The organism is Bacteroides congonensis, assembly GCF_900130125.1.
In the GTDB taxonomy this organism is placed as follows: Bacteria; Bacteroidota; Bacteroidia; order Bacteroidales; family Bacteroidaceae; genus Bacteroides; species Bacteroides congonensis.
In genome coordinates, this window is the sequence record NZ_FQXY01000011.1 from 428,227 (window position 1) to 447,809 (window position 19,583).

Annotated in this window: 11 protein-coding genes and 1 pseudogene; 7 read left to right on the forward strand and 5 right to left on the reverse strand. The window is 46.5% G+C overall.

Annotation, left to right across the window (positions count from 1 at the left end):
• Positions 1-22: 22 nt before the first annotated feature.
• The 6 genes from BQ7997_RS19205 (at position 23) to BQ7997_RS19225 (ending at position 9,456) form a co-directional block, all read left to right on the forward strand.
• Positions 23-1,681: a GxGYxYP domain-containing protein gene (locus tag BQ7997_RS19205; protein ID WP_073347679.1), complete on the forward strand. Its 1,659-nt coding sequence runs from the start codon at positions 23-25 to the stop codon at positions 1,679-1,681.
• A 132-nt stretch (positions 1,682-1,813) separates the two neighbouring features.
• Positions 1,814-4,714 carry a SusC/RagA family TonB-linked outer membrane protein gene (locus BQ7997_RS19210; RefSeq protein ID WP_235817326.1) on the forward strand — a complete coding sequence of 967 codons (2,901 nt, stop codon included), beginning with the start codon at positions 1,814-1,816 and terminating at the stop codon, positions 4,712-4,714.
• Between the two features lie 21 nt (positions 4,715-4,735).
• Positions 4,736-4,999, forward strand: coding sequence for a hypothetical protein (locus BQ7997_RS25935; protein WP_235817327.1), 264 nt, complete (start codon positions 4,736-4,738; stop codon positions 4,997-4,999).
• A 29-nt stretch (positions 5,000-5,028) separates the two neighbouring features.
• A complete protein-coding gene (locus BQ7997_RS19215; protein ID WP_073347680.1) occupies positions 5,029-6,702 on the forward strand; it encodes a RagB/SusD family nutrient uptake outer membrane protein in 1,674 nt (557 codons plus the stop codon).
• A gap of 124 nt (positions 6,703-6,826) precedes the next feature.
• Positions 6,827-8,098 (forward strand): hypothetical protein, encoded by a 1,272-nt coding sequence (locus BQ7997_RS19220; RefSeq protein ID WP_073347681.1) that lies wholly within the window; start codon positions 6,827-6,829, stop codon positions 8,096-8,098.
• 185 nt (positions 8,099-8,283) lie between these two features.
• Positions 8,284-9,456, forward strand: coding sequence for a MalY/PatB family protein (locus tag BQ7997_RS19225; protein ID WP_073347682.1), 1,173 nt, complete (start codon positions 8,284-8,286; stop codon positions 9,454-9,456).
• 333 nt (positions 9,457-9,789) lie between these two features.
• Here BQ7997_RS19225 and BQ7997_RS19230 read toward each other — a convergent pair whose 3' ends face one another.
• The 5 genes from BQ7997_RS19230 to BQ7997_RS19250 are packed head-to-tail and all read right to left on the reverse strand — an operon-like array spanning position 9,790 to position 18,915.
• The gene (locus BQ7997_RS19230; RefSeq protein WP_073348461.1) at positions 9,790-12,555 is read right to left on the reverse strand and encodes an alpha-L-rhamnosidase; all 2,766 of its coding nucleotides are present in this window, start codon (positions 12,553-12,555) and stop codon (positions 9,790-9,792) included.
• The gene (locus tag BQ7997_RS19235; protein WP_073347683.1) at positions 12,555-13,958 is read right to left on the reverse strand and encodes a rhamnogalacturonidase; all 1,404 of its coding nucleotides are present in this window, start codon (positions 13,956-13,958) and stop codon (positions 12,555-12,557) included. The genes BQ7997_RS19230 and BQ7997_RS19235 overlap by 1 nt, the downstream gene beginning before the upstream one ends.
• Positions 13,955-14,530 carry a DUF4450 domain-containing protein gene (locus BQ7997_RS19240; protein WP_073347684.1) on the reverse strand — a complete coding sequence of 192 codons (576 nt, stop codon included), beginning with the start codon at positions 14,528-14,530 and terminating at the stop codon, positions 13,955-13,957. The genes BQ7997_RS19235 and BQ7997_RS19240 overlap by 4 nt, the downstream gene beginning before the upstream one ends.
• Positions 14,481-16,004 carry a glycoside hydrolase family 28 protein gene (locus BQ7997_RS19245; RefSeq protein ID WP_073347685.1) on the reverse strand — a complete coding sequence of 508 codons (1,524 nt, stop codon included), beginning with the start codon at positions 16,002-16,004 and terminating at the stop codon, positions 14,481-14,483. The genes BQ7997_RS19240 and BQ7997_RS19245 overlap by 50 nt, the downstream gene beginning before the upstream one ends.
• Positions 16,005-16,038: 34 nt before the next feature.
• On the reverse strand, positions 16,039-18,915 hold the full coding sequence (locus BQ7997_RS19250; RefSeq protein WP_073347686.1) for an exo-beta-1,4-galactosidase: 2,877 nt from the start codon (positions 18,913-18,915) through the stop codon (positions 16,039-16,041).
• A 287-nt stretch (positions 18,916-19,202) separates the two neighbouring features.
• Here BQ7997_RS19250 and BQ7997_RS26175 point away from each other — a divergent pair.
• Positions 19,203-19,430 (forward strand): annotated as a pseudogene (locus BQ7997_RS26175) (glycosyl hydrolase); the annotation flags it as partial.
• Positions 19,431-19,583: the final 153 nt, after the last annotated feature.

Here is a 19,583-nt window from a genome sequence, read left to right on the forward strand (position 1 = left end):
ACTATAATTGAATACTATGAGAATGAAAAACTTTATCTATGTCATGGGGCTTACCCTATTGGCGGTTTTCTGCTCTTGCGAAAAACAGGGAGAGCAGGGACAGGAAACAGAACAGGGAAAAGAACAAGGGCAGGGAGAGAAGCCGGAACCGGAATTACCTGAAGAACCTCCTTTGGTTGAAAACTGGGATTTGATTGAAATCACGCGCGCCGAAGTGGGGAACAGCAATTATGAAGAACTGCTCTATCTGGCTTCGCTTGCCGGACTTGTGAATCGCAGCAGCCCCGAAATCTTTCTTCACTCCGGTCAGGCATACGCCAAATGGATGAACGAAATGAAAGCCTCCGGTTATACCTTTACGAAGAAAAGCCTGTCGGAGATAACTTCTTTGTTCCTGAACAGAGCGAAAGGGTATGTATTGGTGGATGATAAATTGGAGAAAACATACATTGCTGCAAGCCTTGCAGGAGTGCTTGATGCTGTGATACTGACAACGGATCTGGCCTCTAAAGCTCCTTATAACAGTCTGCAGAAACTGGCCGACGTGAGGGATAAGGATGAGGCTTGGCTGGCTGACTATATAAAACAACATTCTTCACAATTCAACTTGAATGCGATTGTGAACAATGCTTCTTTCCCGTGGACAATGGTCGATTTTGCCATAGCGAACCGATATCCCTGGTGTAGCAATGCCAAAAGTGACGGTACTGTGTTGCAAAAGCTTTATTATATGTTGAAACCCAATTCGCCTCATTATGGTTGGGGAGTACCCTATAATCTTGAACGCATGGATGTGCGGTTCGGATGCGAACATAATGGAGTATATACCGTGCCGGGTATCAACACCATGAGCCTTTCCATCCTGTCATCCAAACAGTTGAAACCGTATGACCGACCGGCTTCGCCTGTGGAAGTCCCGGCACGAACAGGCGTGCATTATGCCACGATTGTATTCAGTGACGGGGACAATACGTCCTATATGCTCGATTTGTTTTCCCGGAATACCTATATCTCGCATCCGTGTGCACATGAGATTCCGCTTACCTGGATGTATCCCCCGACTCTGCGCACCAATATGGTTCCGGTGCACAACTGGTATCAGAAAAATCTGCCGGCAACCAATTGTTATGTCGGAGCATTGTCCGGTGCGGGTTATACATTCCCGTCTCATCATGAGTTTGTAGCCGACTATTTCCGCATGACGAATGGAATGTTGAAAGATTGTGGAATGCAGTATATGGTACTGATGGACGATGCGGAACTATTCACCGGTTCGTCTGTCGGTTCGTATGAAACATTTATGAAGCGGCACACCGGCAACTTGCCCGATATGAAAGGATTTTTGTATATGAACTATCTGGGATATGCCAAATGGCAGGGCGCTTATTTCTTTGCAGGAGATGTTCCGGTCGTTTCGTTCCGCTATTTCATGAAGAATGATGATAAGTTTACGGAACCTCATACTCCCGAAACCATCGCTGCGGCTTTGAACTCGGCTCCGCGTGACATTAACAGTATAGATGCCTATTCGGCAATCGTGGTACACGTCAATGCTCCGTCCAGTTATACGGTGGAAGATATGCTTGCATTTAAAAACTTATTAAACGAAAATGTAGTATTGGTGAATACGGAACAGTTCCTCGAACTTATCAGGAAGAATGTGAAAGGCAATAGAGGTTAATCCCTCTTTTAACATAGCGGTTAATGCTTTTTTGAGGGTGTTAATCCACGGATTAACCCTAGTTCTAATCATCTCACCCATATATTTGAGAAAAAACAGTATTCTTTTAGTAACCTAAAAAATTAATACCCAATGAAACAATTCTATTCATTATGTATGATTATGCTCCTGGCATCTGTTCTGGCAATAGATGTTATGGGACAAAAAACGACTCTGACTGTTACCGGTAAAGTAACGGATCTGGAGGGAGACCCACTGTCGGGAGTCTCGGTCGTTGTGCAGGGAACAACGCGCGGCACGATTACCAATATCGATGGAGCATACTCTATAAATGTACCGTCGAAACAGTCGGTACTTGTTTTCTCGATGATTAGTATGAAAACTGTCGATCATCGCGTAGGCAATAGTACACAGATCAATATTATTATGGAAGAGGACGTGATTGGTTTGGGAGACGTAGAAGTGGTAGCCATCGGTTACGGTTCTATGCGTCGCTCTGACTTGACAGGTTCCATATCATCTATTAGTAAGGATGCATTGAGCGAACGTGCCATTACGTCACTCGAAGATGCCATGAGAGGTAAGGCAGCCGGTATGCAGATTGTGCAGAATGACGGTGCTCCCGGTTCCGATTACACCATCCGTATTCGTGGTGCATCGTCCGTTAATGCTTCAAGTGCCCCGATTTTTGTTATCGACGGTGTGATTTGCGAAGATGCTTCTTCTCTGAATCCGGGTGATGTGGCATCCATTGAAATTCTAAAAGATGCTTCCTCAACCGCTATTTATGGTTCGCGTGGTGCGAACGGTGTCATCATGATTACCACACGCCAGGGAACCAATGATGGAAAAACACGGGTGGAGCTGTATGCTAATTTAGGTATACAGCAGGCAGTACGCCAATTTGATATGCTCAATTCTTCGGAATATGCGTTAATGCGTTATAAGACCGGATGGAAATACTACCCCTACGGAACCGATCCGTCGACCATGAGCGATGGCATTGTCTATCGTGACAATCCGAACGGTGACGGTAACTATTGGGTACTTCCCGAAAGTTCAACTTATGCAGACTGGGAGTCGTATGGTGCCCCAGGTAGTACAAATACCGACTGGCAGGACTTGATGTTCCGCGATGCCCTGTATCAGGAATACCGTGTCAACGTTTCAGGTGGTAATAAGAATACCCGCTATTCGATATCCGGAGGCTATCTCAACCAGGAAGGTATCGTTGTTAATTCCGGTTTCGAACGTTTCACGGGAAGAGTTAACCTTGTTCAGAAATTGAGTACTAACGTGACCCTGACCGCCAACATATCAGGTTCAAGAACTAAAAACTCCGGTTTGGCAACCGGCAGTTCCGATGGTCTGATGGTGAAACTATTGCGCCAGTCACCTTTGAACTCAGCCACCTCATCCGGTATTACCGAAGGTACAGGTAGTGAAGAGGGACAAGTGGTTTCCAACCCATACGTACAAGTGCGTGATATTACCAATAATCGCTACAAAGATAATCTGACAGCACGTATGCAAGTTGAATGGAAAATACTTCGCGAACTCTCACTGCGTGTGGCAGGTACGTATGAGGATAACCATCAAAAAACAGATGTGTTTTATCCCGCTAATACCGAACAGGGATTTAAGGCGAACGGACGTGCCATTGTCAGCAATGCCGGAATTAAAAAGCTCTCTGGAGAAGCATTTCTTACCTACACCAATTCTTGGAAAGGCGGACATCGTCTTAATGTATTGGCAGGTAGCACGCTTGAAACCTATAACAATAATACAGTGCGTACTGAAACGCAGAATTTCCCTTCACTCAACCTGGGTGTGAATGGAATGGGGATGGGCGTCACTCCACAGATACCGACATCTTCAATTGTCAAGTGGAATATGGCATCATTCCTTACACGTGCCGAATACAATTATAAGGAACGTTATCTGCTGACTGCCAGCTATCGTGCCGACGGTTCTTCACGTTTCGGTGCCGGTAATAAATGGGCGGGATTTCCGTCAGTTGGTCTGGCATGGCGTATCAACGAAGAGTCGTTTGTGAAAGACTTGGGAGTCTTCTATAACCTTAAGTTGCGTTTCGGTTATGGTCGCAGTGGTAACACAGCCATTCCTTCTTATCGGAGCCTTTCAACAATCGCTTCTTCATTCTATCCGATGTATGGTTCCGATCTTTCTTACGGTGCCAGCATTGACAGGCCGGCAAACCCGTCATTACGTTGGGAAACAACGGATATGGTCAATCTCGGACTGGATATGTCTTTCTTTAAAAACCGCCTGGCAATGACGGTGGATGTTTATCGCAAAAAGACCACCGACCTGCTGATTGAAAAGAATGCAGCATTGGCTACAGGATACGAAAAGGGATGGGCCAATATCGGAGCAGTCCGCAATCAGGGTATTGAGATTACCTTGGATGCTACCCCTATTCTGACTAAGAAATGGAACTGGACCTTGAATGCCAACATCGGCTTTAACCGTTCGAAAGTGCTTGATATCGGCCCTGGTGATGAAATGGGATTTGACCCGGGAGTTATTCCCGGTTCAGGAAACTTTGTCATGATCCGCAAGAACAAGAGCCTCGGACAATGGTATGGCTATAAGATTGACGGTGTGTATGCTTCACAGCACGAAATCAACGAGCAAGGGCTTACCGAAGTGCTCGGTCAGAAGATTGCCAGCATACGTCCGGGAGATTATCGCTTCCGCGACCAGAACGGTGACGGTAAAATCACTTCTGCCGACCTCGTATTATTGGGAAGTGGCGAACCGGATTTCACAGGCGGTTTGACGAACACAGTTTCTTATAAGAACCTGTCATTGAGCGTAGCTATGCAGTTCAGTTATGGAGCAACTGTTTTCAACGCCAATCTCCATTCATTGACAAGTGGACGTGACGGTCATAATCAGATTGCTGAAATGAATGCCAAGTCCTGGTCGCCGACACTTTATGATGCAGATGGTAACGTATTCTTTGCTGGTAACAACGAAGCCAAATATCGTATGCCGTCTTCTGCTTGAAAAAAAAAATGTACGTCCAAGATGCTTGAAGACGGTTCGTTCCTCCGTATTGGAGACATCACGCTGGCCTATGCACTTGGAAAGAAAGTAGCCAAGAAAGTCGGTATGCAGAACATCAAACTGTTTGCTTCGGTCAAGAACCTTTGCGTATTTACCAAATATACGGGATTTGACCCGGAAGTAAACACTCGTCAGGGACAGACAGGCGACTTGATGCCGAGTCTCGACTACAGTGCTTATCCGCGCAATCGTTCTTATTCTGTCGGTTTCAATTTTATTTTCTGATTTGTTTAACACCCTGAATATTGAATTCCATGAAAAAATATATCATACTATTATTGGCTACTACGTTCCTACTCGGAACTTCCGTTTCGTCTTGTACCAATTTCCTGGAAGAGAAGCCGGAGTCTGAATTCGATGAAGGAACTTTCTATAAGACTGTCGAATCTCTGAAAGTAGGAGCAGTCGGTGCGTTTTCTACGTTGCGCTATATGTATAACGTCGGCACCAATACCCCGTTATTTGTCGGTATGGTAGGTACGGACGAGTGTATGTATCCCAATGAAACGAACCTGCGTGGTTTTATCGACCGCTACACATATACGCCTACCGATGGCTGTATCAAGCAATTCTGGTTTCGCTACTACCGGTTGATTACCGCCTGCAACACTGTTATCTACAAAGCACAGGGAATCGAAGGAGACGCTAAACTTATCAACCGCTATGTGGCTAATGTACGTTTTTTACGTGCATGGGGATATTTTAACCTGGTGCAGACTTTCGGAGCCGTGCCTTTGATGACCGATCATGTGACGGAGCTGACTTACGACATGGGACGTACACCGGTAGCGGAAGTTTATCAACTCATTGAAGATGATTTATTATTCTGTTTGGGCGAAGATGTTCTGCCTAAAGAAATAGATGGCGGTTGGGCGAATTACTGGGCTGCCAAAACATTGCTGGCAAAAGTATATATTACGATGGCTTCGGCACGTGCCGCTGATCGTGTAGCCGGTTACGAGCAGATAGAACAAACGGATGAAAAACTTTACAGTGATGCATTGGCACTGCTGCAAGATGTAATCACCAACAGCGGACGTGATCTGGAACCGGTCTACGGAGATGTTTTTAAAATTGAAAATAAGAACATCAATAAAGAGACGATTTGGGAAATACAGTTCAGCGCACAGAATCCTTATGGTTCACAATGGCCGAAAGAATACGGTGCCCGTGCAATCAATACCGACGGACAGAAACTTTACGGTGGCTGGCGTACAAATGCCATTGCCGGACAATGTAACCTTAAATATGTTCCTTCATTCTGGAACTATTATGATGCCAATGGTTACGACAAGCGTCGGGAGTGGAATCTGGCCGATTATGTGATTGACTTTGATAAGACCAATAATAGCCCGATAGCACAGAAACCCATGACGGAGCTAAGCGGTAAACCGCAACCCGGAGACAATGCGAAGTCTGTAACGAACAGTGGTGTCACCAAATATCGTTGGGGAGCTACCTGGAAAGATGAACATACCAACTTTGTGTACTCTAACTGTCCGAACAATATCCTCGTACTGCGTTTTGCCGATGTACTGCTGATGTACGCCGAAGCCGATTTGATGTTGAACAACGGTTCGCCGTCCGATGAGGGTGTGGAAGCAATGAATCGCATCGTGCAACGTGCCCGCGGATTAAATCAGGGAGTTGCTGTCACTGAAGACGATACCCCCGGATTTGGGAATTACGATACGTATACACTCGAAGATGTTTTGTTAGAGCGCGCCCGTGAACTTTGCTTCGAACGCTGGCGTTGGTATGACCTGGCACGTACCGGTATGTTTGAGCATTTCCTGGAAAACCGTAATGGTTTTAGTACGACGAAAACCAGCTTCGACAGTGATAAGAATTATTTGTTCCCCATTCCGTTGAGTGAGATACAGATCTCGACGAATAAAGACGGAATGTATCAGAATCCTAATTATTAATGGGATGGCAATTATGCTTCTTTCTGTTTTAATAAGACGGGATATTGCAGAACTTGATAAAACTAACAGTCTGTCCGGATATTCCCTTGGGGAGATTTAATCGGGCTTTAAAAATCTTGAATCAATGAAACAAATAAAATATTTATCCTTTATCCCTTTTCTGGCTCTTCTCTGCTTGATGACGGGATGTGAGAATGACAAAGATGTGTATTACCCTTATGTCAATGTTCCGCTTACTACGCACAATCCGGTGCTCGTTGAGGGAGAAGTCCTGCATATCGGTATTGGTTTGGACGGTGTGAATTATCGTGTAGAGAGTGATAATGAGGATGTGGTGACTGCCGAGGTGGTCGGCAACGAAATACTGTTGACAGGCGGTGACATAGGCAGCACCATCGTTCGCCTTTCGGATGATAGCTACAATCGTGCTCTCATGACGGTTGAAGTACGTAAACTTCAGGAACTGACACTCGAATCGCTCCCGGAGGGAGTGGAAGTATTGCGTCTGGATAATGACGGCGTTATTCTTCGTGAAATGAAAATCCTGACCGGTAATGGCGGTTATACAGTAACCAATTCTGCTCCTGAAGCCATCAACGCTGAAATTGTGGAAGACCCCGATGTAACAGGAGGATATAAACTGGTACTTGGCGGTAAAGCGAATGTCGAACAGGCAACGATTACTGTGACAGATTCCCGAAACAAGTCAGCTACTCTGAAAGTGCGGGTGACGAATCCGATTCGCCCTGTTCTGTTTGATAAAGAGGGGACTCTTGAGGGAGAATATGTGTACGAGGGTACGCCTCAACAGATTTCTTTCAATATCACTTCCGGTAATGGCGGTTATACCGTTAAATCTCTGAATGAGGGGGTAGCTACTGTGGCAGTATCCGGCACCACAGTAACTGTTACCGTGGTAGGTGACGGTGGTACAATCATCACTGTGACCGACCAGGAAAAGGAAAGCCGCTCCATAGACTTATGGGTACCGCTCAATCTTGACGACCCGACGCCACGTATTTATTGGGATGGTTATCGTGCCGATATTAACACGGCCGGAGTTGCCAGTACCGGATCTTATGCAACGCCAAAAGATATGTACTGGTATCAACAAAACGGTGAAGTGAAAGATACATATTATGTCTACTTTAACGGTGGTTGGGCAAACAATTTAAATTGTGTGAATGCTGCCAACCGTAATCCGAAGTTTGAAACGACTATCAATGACACTAAGACTTCGTACACAGACAAAGCAGCCTCTGCCGTTAAACTGACCGAGTTTATTTTGGAAAAACGTATCGGTACAGGTCCGACGAGCCATCCGCATATCTATTTCATCTCTTTAAAAACAGAAGATGGTAAGCGTGGATTTATAGTGCATCGTTGGAATGAATAATAAATACAAATAGGTTCTTAGTTTTTTTCAGGGTATATGAATATGAGGGTCGGATGCTGTATTGCTCCGACCCTCTATGTTTTAATAGAGCATACAAAATTAGAGGCTGCCTTTCGGTAATACCACGAAAACAACTATCTTTGCTAACTGTTTATTATACACATAACCTAACAACATTATGCAGTATGAACTATAATTTTGATGAAATAATAAACCGTCATGGTACAGATTCCGTAAAATGGGATGCGGTAGAAAGTCGTTGGGGACGCAATGACTTGATTCCAATGTGGGTAGCTGATATGGATTTCCGTACAGCTCCTTTTGTCATAGAAGCTCTGAAAAAGCGTTTGGAACATGAAGTACTCGGATATACTTTTGCTTGCAAAGAATGGTCGGAGTCTATTGTTAACTGGGTGAAAGAACGCCATGACTGGACTATCCGCGAAGAGATGCTGACCTTCACTCCCGGCATTGTCCGTGGATTGGCTTTTGCCATCCACTGCTTTACGCAGAAAGGGGATAAGGTCATGGTGATGCCGCCTGTTTATCATCCTTTCTTTTTGGTAACTCAGAAGAATGAACGCGAAGTCGTATTTAGCCCGTTAGTGCTGAAAGACGGACAATATTATATTGATTTTGACCGTTTCCGCCAAGATATTCAGGGCTGCAAACTGCTTATTTTAAGTAACCCTCATAATCCGGGCGGACGTGTATGGACAAAAGAAGAACTGGCTCAAATAGCTGATATTTGCTATGAAAGCGGTACGTTAATCATCTCTGACGAGATTCATGCCGACCTGACTTTGCCGCCATACAAACATCCTACGTTCGCTCTTATCTCGGAAAAAGCGCGGATGAATTCACTCGTCTTTATGTCTCCGAGCAAGGCATTCAATATGCCGGGGTTGGCAAGCTCTTATGTAATCATAGAAAATGAGGAGCTTCGTCACCGTTTCCAGACATATATGGAAGCAAGTGAGTTCTGTGAAGGGCATCTGTTTGCTTACCTGAGTGTAGCGGCTGCTTACAGTCATGGTACGGAATGGCTTGACCAGGTGATTGCATATATCAAGGAGAATGTAGATTTCACCGAAAACTATCTGAAAGAGCATATTCCTGCTATCAGGATGATTCGTCCGCAAGCTTCCTACCTTATCTTTTTGGATTGCCGTGAATTAGGACTAAATCAGGAAGAACTGAACCGCCTTTTCATAGAAGATGCTCATTTGGCATTGAACGATGGAGCAACATTCGGTAAGGAAGGCGAAGGCTTCATGCGGTTGAATATTGCTTGTCCGCGTGCTACGTTGGAATGTGCGTTGAAGCAGTTGGAGCAGGCAGTAATAAGCTTAAAGTAACCTCTTTGGAATGGGATTATTACACTAGAATTATTCTCACCGAAACGAGAAATAATTCTCATGCCTATGAGAACTTTTTCTCATCGCAGTGAGAATTATTTCTCATCACGATGAGAATATTTTCTCATAGGCATGAAAATACTTTGAGAAAAATAAGAACGTAATCCGTTGTTTACTATGGGGTTAGAAAAGGCTATGTGTTGTTCTGTAATCAGAGATAAAGAAGCAGAGACTAACCTGAATTATAAAATAAGCCCCTTTTCTACGAAATTCGGAAAAGGGGCTTGTCTTTTGGGATAAGAAGTGAAGAAATCAAATAATAATGATAAGCATTTATTTCTGCATAAAATCTACCGGAATCAACCGCACTTCGCTATTCAATCCCGAAGGCATGGGTTTCCAATGTCCGTAATTAGCCGGTCGATAGCTTAAATCGACAATATTGATTTCTTTGAACTTGCGCCACTGTACTCCCTGCCTGTCCAGTTCTGCAATCCGGTTTGCAGGAAGGTTGGTGACTTCTATTTCGATGTGGTTTTTTCCGGATTTCAGCAGATGACCTACTCTCAACTGATAAGGTACTGCCCACACACAACCCGCTTCCTGTCCGTTGATGCGGACACGGGCACTTTCGCGTACATCGCCCAAGTCAAGTATCCAGTCGTCAGCTTTTAAGGCAGGCAGTTCGATATCCAATGAATACACTCCGGTTCCCATATTGATTTTGGCTGCCGGATGATTGATACTTGTCCATGAAGACGGGCGGTCTATGTCAAATGTACCTTGAATTTCCGGTTTGCTTTCGGCAAAGTGTAGTTTCCAGCCATGGTCAAGGCTGAGGCTGAAAGGTTGTTCCTTTATATATCTCCACGGTTTGGAAGCTTGCAAAGGCTGTTGATAAGTTTGCAGGATAACCGATTCACCGGATTTCAGTTGCAGATAAACTTGTGCCTTGCCGTCTGCCTGGCGGATAAGGGCTTCTCCACATTCTCCGGTCATAGGATTAAAGAGGGCGGCTGCGGTTGCGTTTGTTCCTAAAGTAATCCAACCGTCTACCCCTTTGTCTTGCAAAGAAGTGATGAAGTAATGATATCCCGTATCATTCACTCTCCGGATTGCCTGCAGGCCGAATTTAGTTTTCATTTCTTCGCACGGAATCTGGCAACTGGCCAATGTGCGTGCATAATCCGTTCCTGTGATAATCTTTCCCTTTCCAACCGGAGTGACGGTTGTTTCGGAGAAAGAGACAGACGGAAGTTGACGGAGCGTGCGTTGGTAGCTCTTACGTTTCTGTTCCAACTGACCATATCCCGGTACATCCGTCGGATAGTTTTCGAGGAATACAATGGTAGCTCCTTGCTTGGCCAGTTCTACAAGATGCGCCAACACATCATCCGGCATCAGATGGGCGGCAGGCACTACCAATGCTTTGTAACCCGTTCCGCCCGAAGTAACCAACTGTCCGTCCTTGAAACGGGTGCTGCGGATGAAGTTGTCGGAGATATAATCCCCGTCGTATCCGCTGTTGTTGATGCGGTGGATAGCGTCGATAAATTTGGGAGCCAGTTTATCCATGTGGTGGATAGTGAACAGCAACAATCGTCCCGGTTGTTCGTTCCACATATCATATACCGGGAGATAAATCAGGAAATCATTATCCGGTTGTCCCATTTGCAGAAAGCTCTGGCAACGGGTGATATAATTAAAGAAAGAAGGAGCGTCACGCCAGATACTGTTCGTCGGATTCATATTGATAGACGCATAGAACAGCCAACCCGGCCATTCGGCTTCTTTCGGAGAGTAAGGCGTCCCATGAAAGAACATATGATTGACACCGGAAACGAACATCAAGTCCATATCCGGCTTGCATTGTGACAGGGAAGTGCGGAAATGCTCCGTCAGCCAAGTGAATGTTTCGGAAGAAGTATAGGTCTTACCTGCGATGTGGGCAGCCGAAGAAGCATATTTCAACATGGACAAGTCCGAATCATTCTTCTTGGTCAGTGAATCCTGGCGCAATCCTTCGATATGGAACTGTGACAGTCCGAAGCCTTCACATTCGGGAATATCTACGGCTGCGTAAATATCAATCAGATTACCCGGTGAACCGTGTGCCTGATTACGGGTGATACTACCGTTTTTGTGTGCCCAGTCTGTCCATTGGTGGGTGAAGTTCTCCAATAACAGGTCGGAAATCGTCTCTCGATAGTCGGACAAGATACGTCTGCTGACTTCGGGACGGCTTTCATCCAGAAATTCAGGGAAATGCTCTTCCAGTTTATATCCCCGTCTGCGGGCAAACTGTTCCAGGAAATCATCTGTCCAGTCTGCCTGATATACCTCATAAGAATCGTTGAAGAAAGTGTGTGGATAGCTCGTCTTGCTACTCTTGAATGCACGGTCAAAACGGGAAAGATAGTTCTTGACAGCTTTCTTTGACAGGTGGTTCATGACGTATCCTTCCCCGCCCGGTGCTGCACGTTTCACTTTCTGCCGTGTCTTTCCAATGTAGAGGGCTACCACTTTCCATTTACCGGCAGGGGCTTTCCATTGCAACTTGTCTTTTTTGACATGAGAAGTCAAATTAAGACACTGGCCATTTTCATTATAAGCCATTACCCGGCTTAATACGGAATATGGCTGTTGCTTAGGGTCAGTCACGTTAATATCCTGAGCAATCTCTTTGCCGCCCTCTATTTCATAAGTTTGGAAGATAGCTTTGGTTGCTGCGTCTTCAATGCTGACTTCCGGCCCGCCAAAAGGCCAGCCCGTACCGGTATTCATGTCGATTTCAACACCTGTGCGTTTACCTTCCGCTTGTGTATGCTTGAGCACTTCCATCCAGCGGGGGGAGAGGAACTGTATATCGTTTGCGTCATTCCCTTGCACGCCGTAGATAGGAGTGATTTCCACCGCACCCATGCCGGCACGTGCATATTCTTCCAGGTTGTATGTCAGATTCTTTTCGTCTACGGCACTTCCCAGCCACCACCATCGGGTGCCGGGACGTGCTTCTGCCGGAACGTCCGGCCACTGTTGCGCTTGTACAACTCCGCCTGTTGCAAGCAGGCAGAGGAATATCAATTGTTTCTTATTCATCATTCTTTCGGCGTATTATAATATTCTATGTTTTCTACATCATCGGTTACAAAGAGCGGTCGTCCGTCCGGTTGTTCAAAATGGAAGCGGATACCGTCGAAAGTGATGTTCCGTGCATGGCGGATATAAAATCCTTTGGCGGGAATCGTGCCGAACATCCACGGTTCGGGATATACCTTCTCCTGTTCGGGCGGAACACGCTTGCCGTCTTCCGCGCTGTATCCACCTTTATAATATAGGTGGATATTACGGAAAGTGACATCCTCGATGCAAGCGCCCGGCACGCCGCTGATGATGGAAGCATACCGGCTGTCGGCATTCCAGACGTTGATGTCACTGATAAGGATACGTTTCATTGTACCTACGGGCGTACCTTCAGGACTGCGCATGCGTGCGCCCAATCTTAGAAAGATAGGAGCATTGACGATATTCCTCATCGTGATATTGCTGATAACAATATCTTCCAGACGTCCCCCGTCTACGGTTTCCAAAGCCAGACCCCTGCAATGCTCAAAGATACAATTAGTAATCGCAATATTACGGAATCCGCCGCTACTTTCTGTGCCGAACTTGATACGTCCCGTGCGGTAACCGTGGTCGGGAGCCTGGGGCTCGTCCAGTTGCCAGGTTCCGTTCATAACGCTTCCCTGGTCAAAACCGCTCACATAACAATCACTGATAGTCACATTCTCCGTATCCTGAAAACGCCCCAGTCCATATGAAGCTTTCAGGACAATGGCATCGTCCCAGGGAGAATTCACCGTGCACTGGCTGATACGCACATTCCGGCAACAGTCAATATCAAATCCGTCGCGGTTGGTATCTACTTTCAGATTCAAGATAGTCAGATGGTCTACACCGGTGGCGAGCAGGGCGAAATGTCCGCAGTGAAGCATGGACAAATCCTTGAGTGTCACATTCCGGCAATCTTTCAGACTGATAGCCTTGTTGCCTACACCCGGCAGACGGCTTTCTTCACGAGTCAACCCCTTACCGTAGATAAGTCCGGAACCGCTGATAGTTATATTTTCCAGCCCGATTCCCCAAATCAATGAATTCTTCCAATGGCTGTGTCCGAAATCCTGATATTTATTATGCTCATTCGGTTCAGCAGTATCATATCCTTCCTCTTTTCCGGGAAAGGCGGCAACGATGCGTGCGCCTTGTTCCAGATACAGGTGAATGTTGCTTTTTAACCGGATAGAATAGCAGGCATACTCTCCGGCAGGCAGGTAAACAGTTCCGCCACCGGCTTGTGCGGCAGCTTCAATCGCGCTGTTGATGGCGGGAGAGTCAATCGTTTTTCCATCCGCTTTGGCTCCGAAATCCTTCACGTTGTAGATGGCTGCATAGCTGTAGATGCAACCCACTAGGAGACTGAATAGTAAATATATCCTTTTCATTTTTTGTCGATTTGGGCAAAAATATCCGGTAACATATAGTAGTTATAATCCGCCTTCTCGTTCTGCTCGTAGAAACAGAAATAAATCCTGCTGCCGGAAACGAGCGGGCAACGTCCCGCCAGTACGGGGCGGTCGGTCTTTTTTCCTGATTCATAAAGCATCAGGGGAGTTTCGTCCTTGTGCCCGTTGCTCAGGCGGATATCATCGGTAGGAGTGACTGCCTGTACAGTCCGTAATCTCATGCTTTCCCCATAATAGCAGGTGAAAGCCTGCCCTTCCACGCTAAACACGTTCACGTCCGCATCCGGTTGGCAATCGCCGAAGCTCCAGAATAAGGCATCGGCTTCGGGAGAGGATGCCACCTCTATTTCCAATATAAATCCGCGGGTATCTGGCAGGGCTTTCCATTGGAAAGTCATTCCCGATGTCTTTTCTTCGGGTTTCAGCCAATGGCTTTCGTTTCCTTTCGATATTCCCAGCTTGAAAGTACCGGCGGGTGGTGTCAGAGACTGCGCTTGCGCATCAATGAGCAAGATTCCCAGCAGTACGATGGTCAGGAGTTGTTTCAGCATAGTTGAATTTAATATTACTTTGTTCATTTTCCTTTAGTTCGATAGCATTTTTCTCTGTTACGTCCAATGTAATCTCCGACAGGTTGAAATTCTTCGTATAGCAAATTTTACCCGGTTTCTTAGCCTGTGCTTCGATAGCGTAAAGATAGAAATTTTCCAGACGCAAAGAGTCGTTCCAACCCGAAGCGGAGATAAATTCGTCTACGTTTTCGGCTTTAATCTGCGATACATATACGTTGCGGAAGCGTGGGTATCCCTTTTCGGCGGGTTCTACCGGAGTCAGCATAACTTTCCAGTGTTCCGGAATTTCCTTGCCTTCATACTCTTTGGGCAACGTGCTGTAACTGTAACTGGGATTCCAGTTCAAGTCTGCCGCCAGTACGTGGCGGACGTTTTCGGCTTTTACATGGGTCATGTAGATATTTTCGATTGTCCCCCCGCGGTTCATGGCGCTTTTCAGACGGAGCACGGCGGAAGTGCCGGCAGCTTCGAGGTTATATCCCAATATATTCCGGATACTGCCGGAAGTTTCACTGCCGCAGGTGATAAGTCCTGCGCCTTTGCGGGCAATGCAATTGCGTATAACCACGTTTTCCGTAGGAAGGTTCACCCGCAAACCGTCCGCGTCCCGACCCGATTTGATGCAGATATTATCATCATTACAGTCCACATCGCAGTTCTCAATCAGAATGTTGCATGAAGAGTCGATGTCGATACCGTCCGTGCTCGGGCCGTGGCCACCTATATTATTATTAATAGTCAGTCCGTCTATCGTGCAATAGTTGGAATAAAGAATCTGACAGCCCCAGAAGCCGGTACGCATCAGGGTGAATCCCTTCAGGGTGATATCCGAACTGCGTTCCACAAGAATACCCCGCACACGTTTGCAGTCGTAATCTACAATCCAGCGCAGTCCTTTCGTTTCGTATTCCTTGCGCATTTCCCAATATTTATCCCAAAAGACTTTTCCCCGACAGTCCAGAGTGCCTTCTCCGCTGACGGCGGCATTCTTCTCGTTGACAATGTTTATCACTGCCGCCGGCCATGTCATCTCGATACCTGCAATCCGCGAACGGAATTCGGGATAATGGTGGATATGAGGGCTGGCAAGCAGGGTGACGCCTTTGTCCAGTTGCAGGTTGACGCCGCTTTTGATGAACAGTGCCCCGGTCTGATAAAATCCGGGCTGGAGAGTGACGGTTCCCCCACCGGAGACGGCGCAACTGTCGATTGCTTTCTGGATAGCTTCTGTGCTGAGCACTGTACTGTCTGCCACTGCGCCAAAAGAATTGGCGGATAAAATAAGGTCGTTTCCGGTAGTTTGCCGGCTTCCTACGCTGTCAGCCCATGACAAATCCGGCTGTTGCGGAACCTGTCCCCATTCGAAGCTGTTGCTTCCTGCCTGTTTGGCAGGGGTACATGCTATAAAAAATGTGCCCGCCAGAAGTAGGGGAAGGATGCTTTTACTTTTCATATCAGTCAATATTGGGATTTTCTTTAATTTCCGTTTAGTTAATCTTCGGTTTCAGTTCGTCGGGAGAGTCTTTCGTATAAGACTTCACGTCTCCTGCCACTTTGGTGAATAGTGCTTGTATCTGTTCCGTACTGACAGTCGTTGTCGGGCGGAAAGCGTCTGAATTCATATAATCCAGAACAGCTTTATGCATCTGACGGGCAACGATTCGTTTCTCCGGTTGGGAAGTGATATCCATACTGGTCATCATCAGTCTGCCGTTCAATACCTTTGCTTCAAACAACATTCCTATTTTCCGGCTGATAAACCACGTATCAATGCTCTGGATAGTCGGTTGGAACTCCGCAGGGAAGTCGGTGAACTGCATCACCTGTGCCTTGTTCAGCAGTTCCCACCATTGCAGGTTACTGTGATATTCCGTCGGGAATTCGCGGAAAAGAGGATGGTATTCATTCACGAAGATACCCGTCGTGTGCGGCGGGCGCATCTTGAACCAGGAAGTATTCCAGAACACAGGAGTGAAGTATTGTTTGACTTCCTTGCCGTACTGAATCTTTCCGGCTGCCGTTATCAGAACGTTTCCACCTTCCTGCAATACCGATAAAGCCTTGGCATCCAGCGTATCCGTGGTATATACATCACCTTGCGTCAGTTCCACTTGTGCGGGATATACCCAGAAATCCCAGTCATTCACGGCATCACTGCCCTCGATACGTACTTCCAGATTAAGTTTCTGCGGAGTAGTGATTCCTGCTAAATCCATATCTACACTCCCCAAAGAACAGAGATTGCCGACAGGAATATTGTGAGCACCGACAGTTCCATGGGCATATACTTTCCCGAACTTATCCTTAATGGTATAAACCGTTTTTGCTTTCTGCAAAGGAGCTGCCCCGAAATGAGACACCTCGATGTCGGCATGGAATGTTTCGTTATTGGCATATACAAATTTCGGAATACGCGCCAATGGCACAGTCGGACTGCAAAAACGTCTGAACTGTTCAGCGTTGATATATCCTTTTTCTTCAAAAAATACGTCCAATACACCGACCAATGCGGTTCCCTGACCGGAATAGTCATTGAGAGCCAACAACTGGAATCCGGCATAATCGGGAGTGCGCAATGTCTTTTCAATCTCATGTTTGTAGCAGAGAGCCTGAAGTTTACCCGAAGCCATCATAAAGTCGTAACTTTGACTTCCCATGTGGTTGTCATTCAGAATATCCCGGAAGATTTCAAAATTCTTCGCTTTGTTGACCCCGGTGTATTTGCGGATTTCATTGAAATTAGGGAATACGCACCACTGTCCCGTTTCATGTGATACATACGGCTGCCTCACCGTATCTATCCTTGCACGGTAGTCCGACATACTTTCCGGACAGGCACCTGCCCAACTCAATCCGCGTGCTCCGGCTTTCACATGAAACTCATTGTGAGGCTGCCACTGCCAGCTATTTCCTACGGAAGCTCCCGTATATACATGGCGCGGGTCGGTCGCTTTCCAATAATCCACAAACTTGCTTACCCATGCCACCCAACGACCGGAAGGCTCATTGCCGCAAGCCAGCATACAATAAGAAGCGTAATTCCCATATTTTTTCGTCAAAGCAATCGTCTCATCCATCAGATACTTGTCAATCGGCTGTCCGTTACCCAATCTTGGGCCATGGTTCGGCCAGCTCGGCCCTTCCGGTTGCAGGTAGAAACCTACAAGGTCGGCAGCGATAAAAGCCGCTTCCGGCGGACAGAAAGAGTGGAAACGCATATGGTTCAACCCGTAGCTGCGGCAAATGCGGAATACCCGTTCCCAGGAAGCTACGTCCATCGGCGCATAGCCTGTCAACGGGAAATCACAGTTTTCTACCGTGCCGCGAAGCATTGTCTTTCTGCCGTTCACATAGAACCATTTTCCTTCTATCTTGAAGTCGCGCATACCGAACTGTACTTGCTTCGTATCCGTCTGTTTGCCGTTGCTCAACGTGGCTGTCAGTTTATAGAGTGCAGGGCTGAATTCATCCCATGTCAGGAAATCCTTTCCCATCGGAAGTTCCATTTCAACCGCATTGTCTCCTGGACGGATACTGAAACTTTGCTGTACGGGAGCGACTTTGTGCCGGATGTCTGTGTTGAAACTCTCGGCGGAAAGCGTGATTTCTCCTTTGGCGGAAGAGGCGGACTGCACATTCATACGTACCAGTGCTTTCTGATTGCTCAAATCGGGATATACTTGAATGTTCTCAAAGTGTACTTTCGGAGTGGCCTGCAATTCGATTCGTCCGACGATACCGTTCCAGTTGCCTTGCGTCTGGTCGGTGATACTGTGGGAGTCGGGGCCTACGTTGATTTCCTTGATGCGGTTGTCGATGCGGATAGTAATCAGACACGTCTTTCCGGGGGCGACCGCAGAAGTCAGGTCATAGACGTGGGGAACACAAAGACTGTTCTGCATACCGAGTTCCTTTTGGTTTACCCAAACGGTGGTTTCGATATGCGGACGTTCCAGGAAAAGGGAGATTCTTTCCCCTTTCCAGTTGGAAGGGATTGTAACTTTCTTTTGATACCAGGCTACGCCTACATAATGTTTGTCGGGAGTCAGGAAAAAGGGGAGTTTCACTTGTCCCTCTATCCTGTATTTTTCCATATATGGGTTGAAGTAGTAAGAACTGTCGTAGAGGCTTCCCGTCCATTGGGTGCGGGCGGTCACTTCATCCCCCTTTAGTTTTTCGGGCATGGAGCCGGGCAGGTTGATAGAGTCGTCGAGGGATTTTTTGAACCATTGTTCCCTGACGCCGATATCTTCCCGGTCTATCTGGAAGTTCCACTTGCCGGATAAGCTGAAAGAGTGATTTTGCCCCATTGCGGTCAGTATAGCGGCAAATACGATGGCAATACTTACTAAAAGTCGTTTCATGATATATAGAATTGATATGTTTTTCATTTCTTCTGAAAATCTGCCGCTAAAGTAGAACTTTTTAAGGGGTTGGTAAATAGAAAGATGTACAGATACATAGAATATTGTATCAAAATGGGCTTATCCCACCGGTTGTGTACAAAACTACATGCTTTTGAAATATTGTCCATGCGCTTTGTCTTTGAGGAATTTAGGAGATACCCTATATTTGCGAAGTAAACTTTTTAATCTTAAAAGAAAACATGAAAAAAGTAATTCTCTGGATGGTTCTAACTCTTTGCCCGGTTATGACAATCTTCGCCGGTGAGACAGCTTATCTCTTTTCTTATTTTATCAATGACAGTAAGGACGGATTGCATCTGGCATACAGTTATGACGGATTAAACTGGCTGCCTCTGAATGGCGGACGCTCTTATCTGACGCCCTCTGTGGGTAAAGATAAATTAATGCGTGACCCGAGCATCTGCCAGTCACCGGACGGGACATTCCACATGGTATGGACTTCCAGTTGGACAGACCGGATTATCGGCTATGCCTCTTCCCGCGACCTGATTCATTGGAGTGAGCAGCAAGCCATTCCGGTGATGATGCACGAGCCGGAAGCCCATAACTGTTGGGCGCCCGAACTGTTCTACGATGAGCCTTTGCAGACTTACTATATCTTCTGG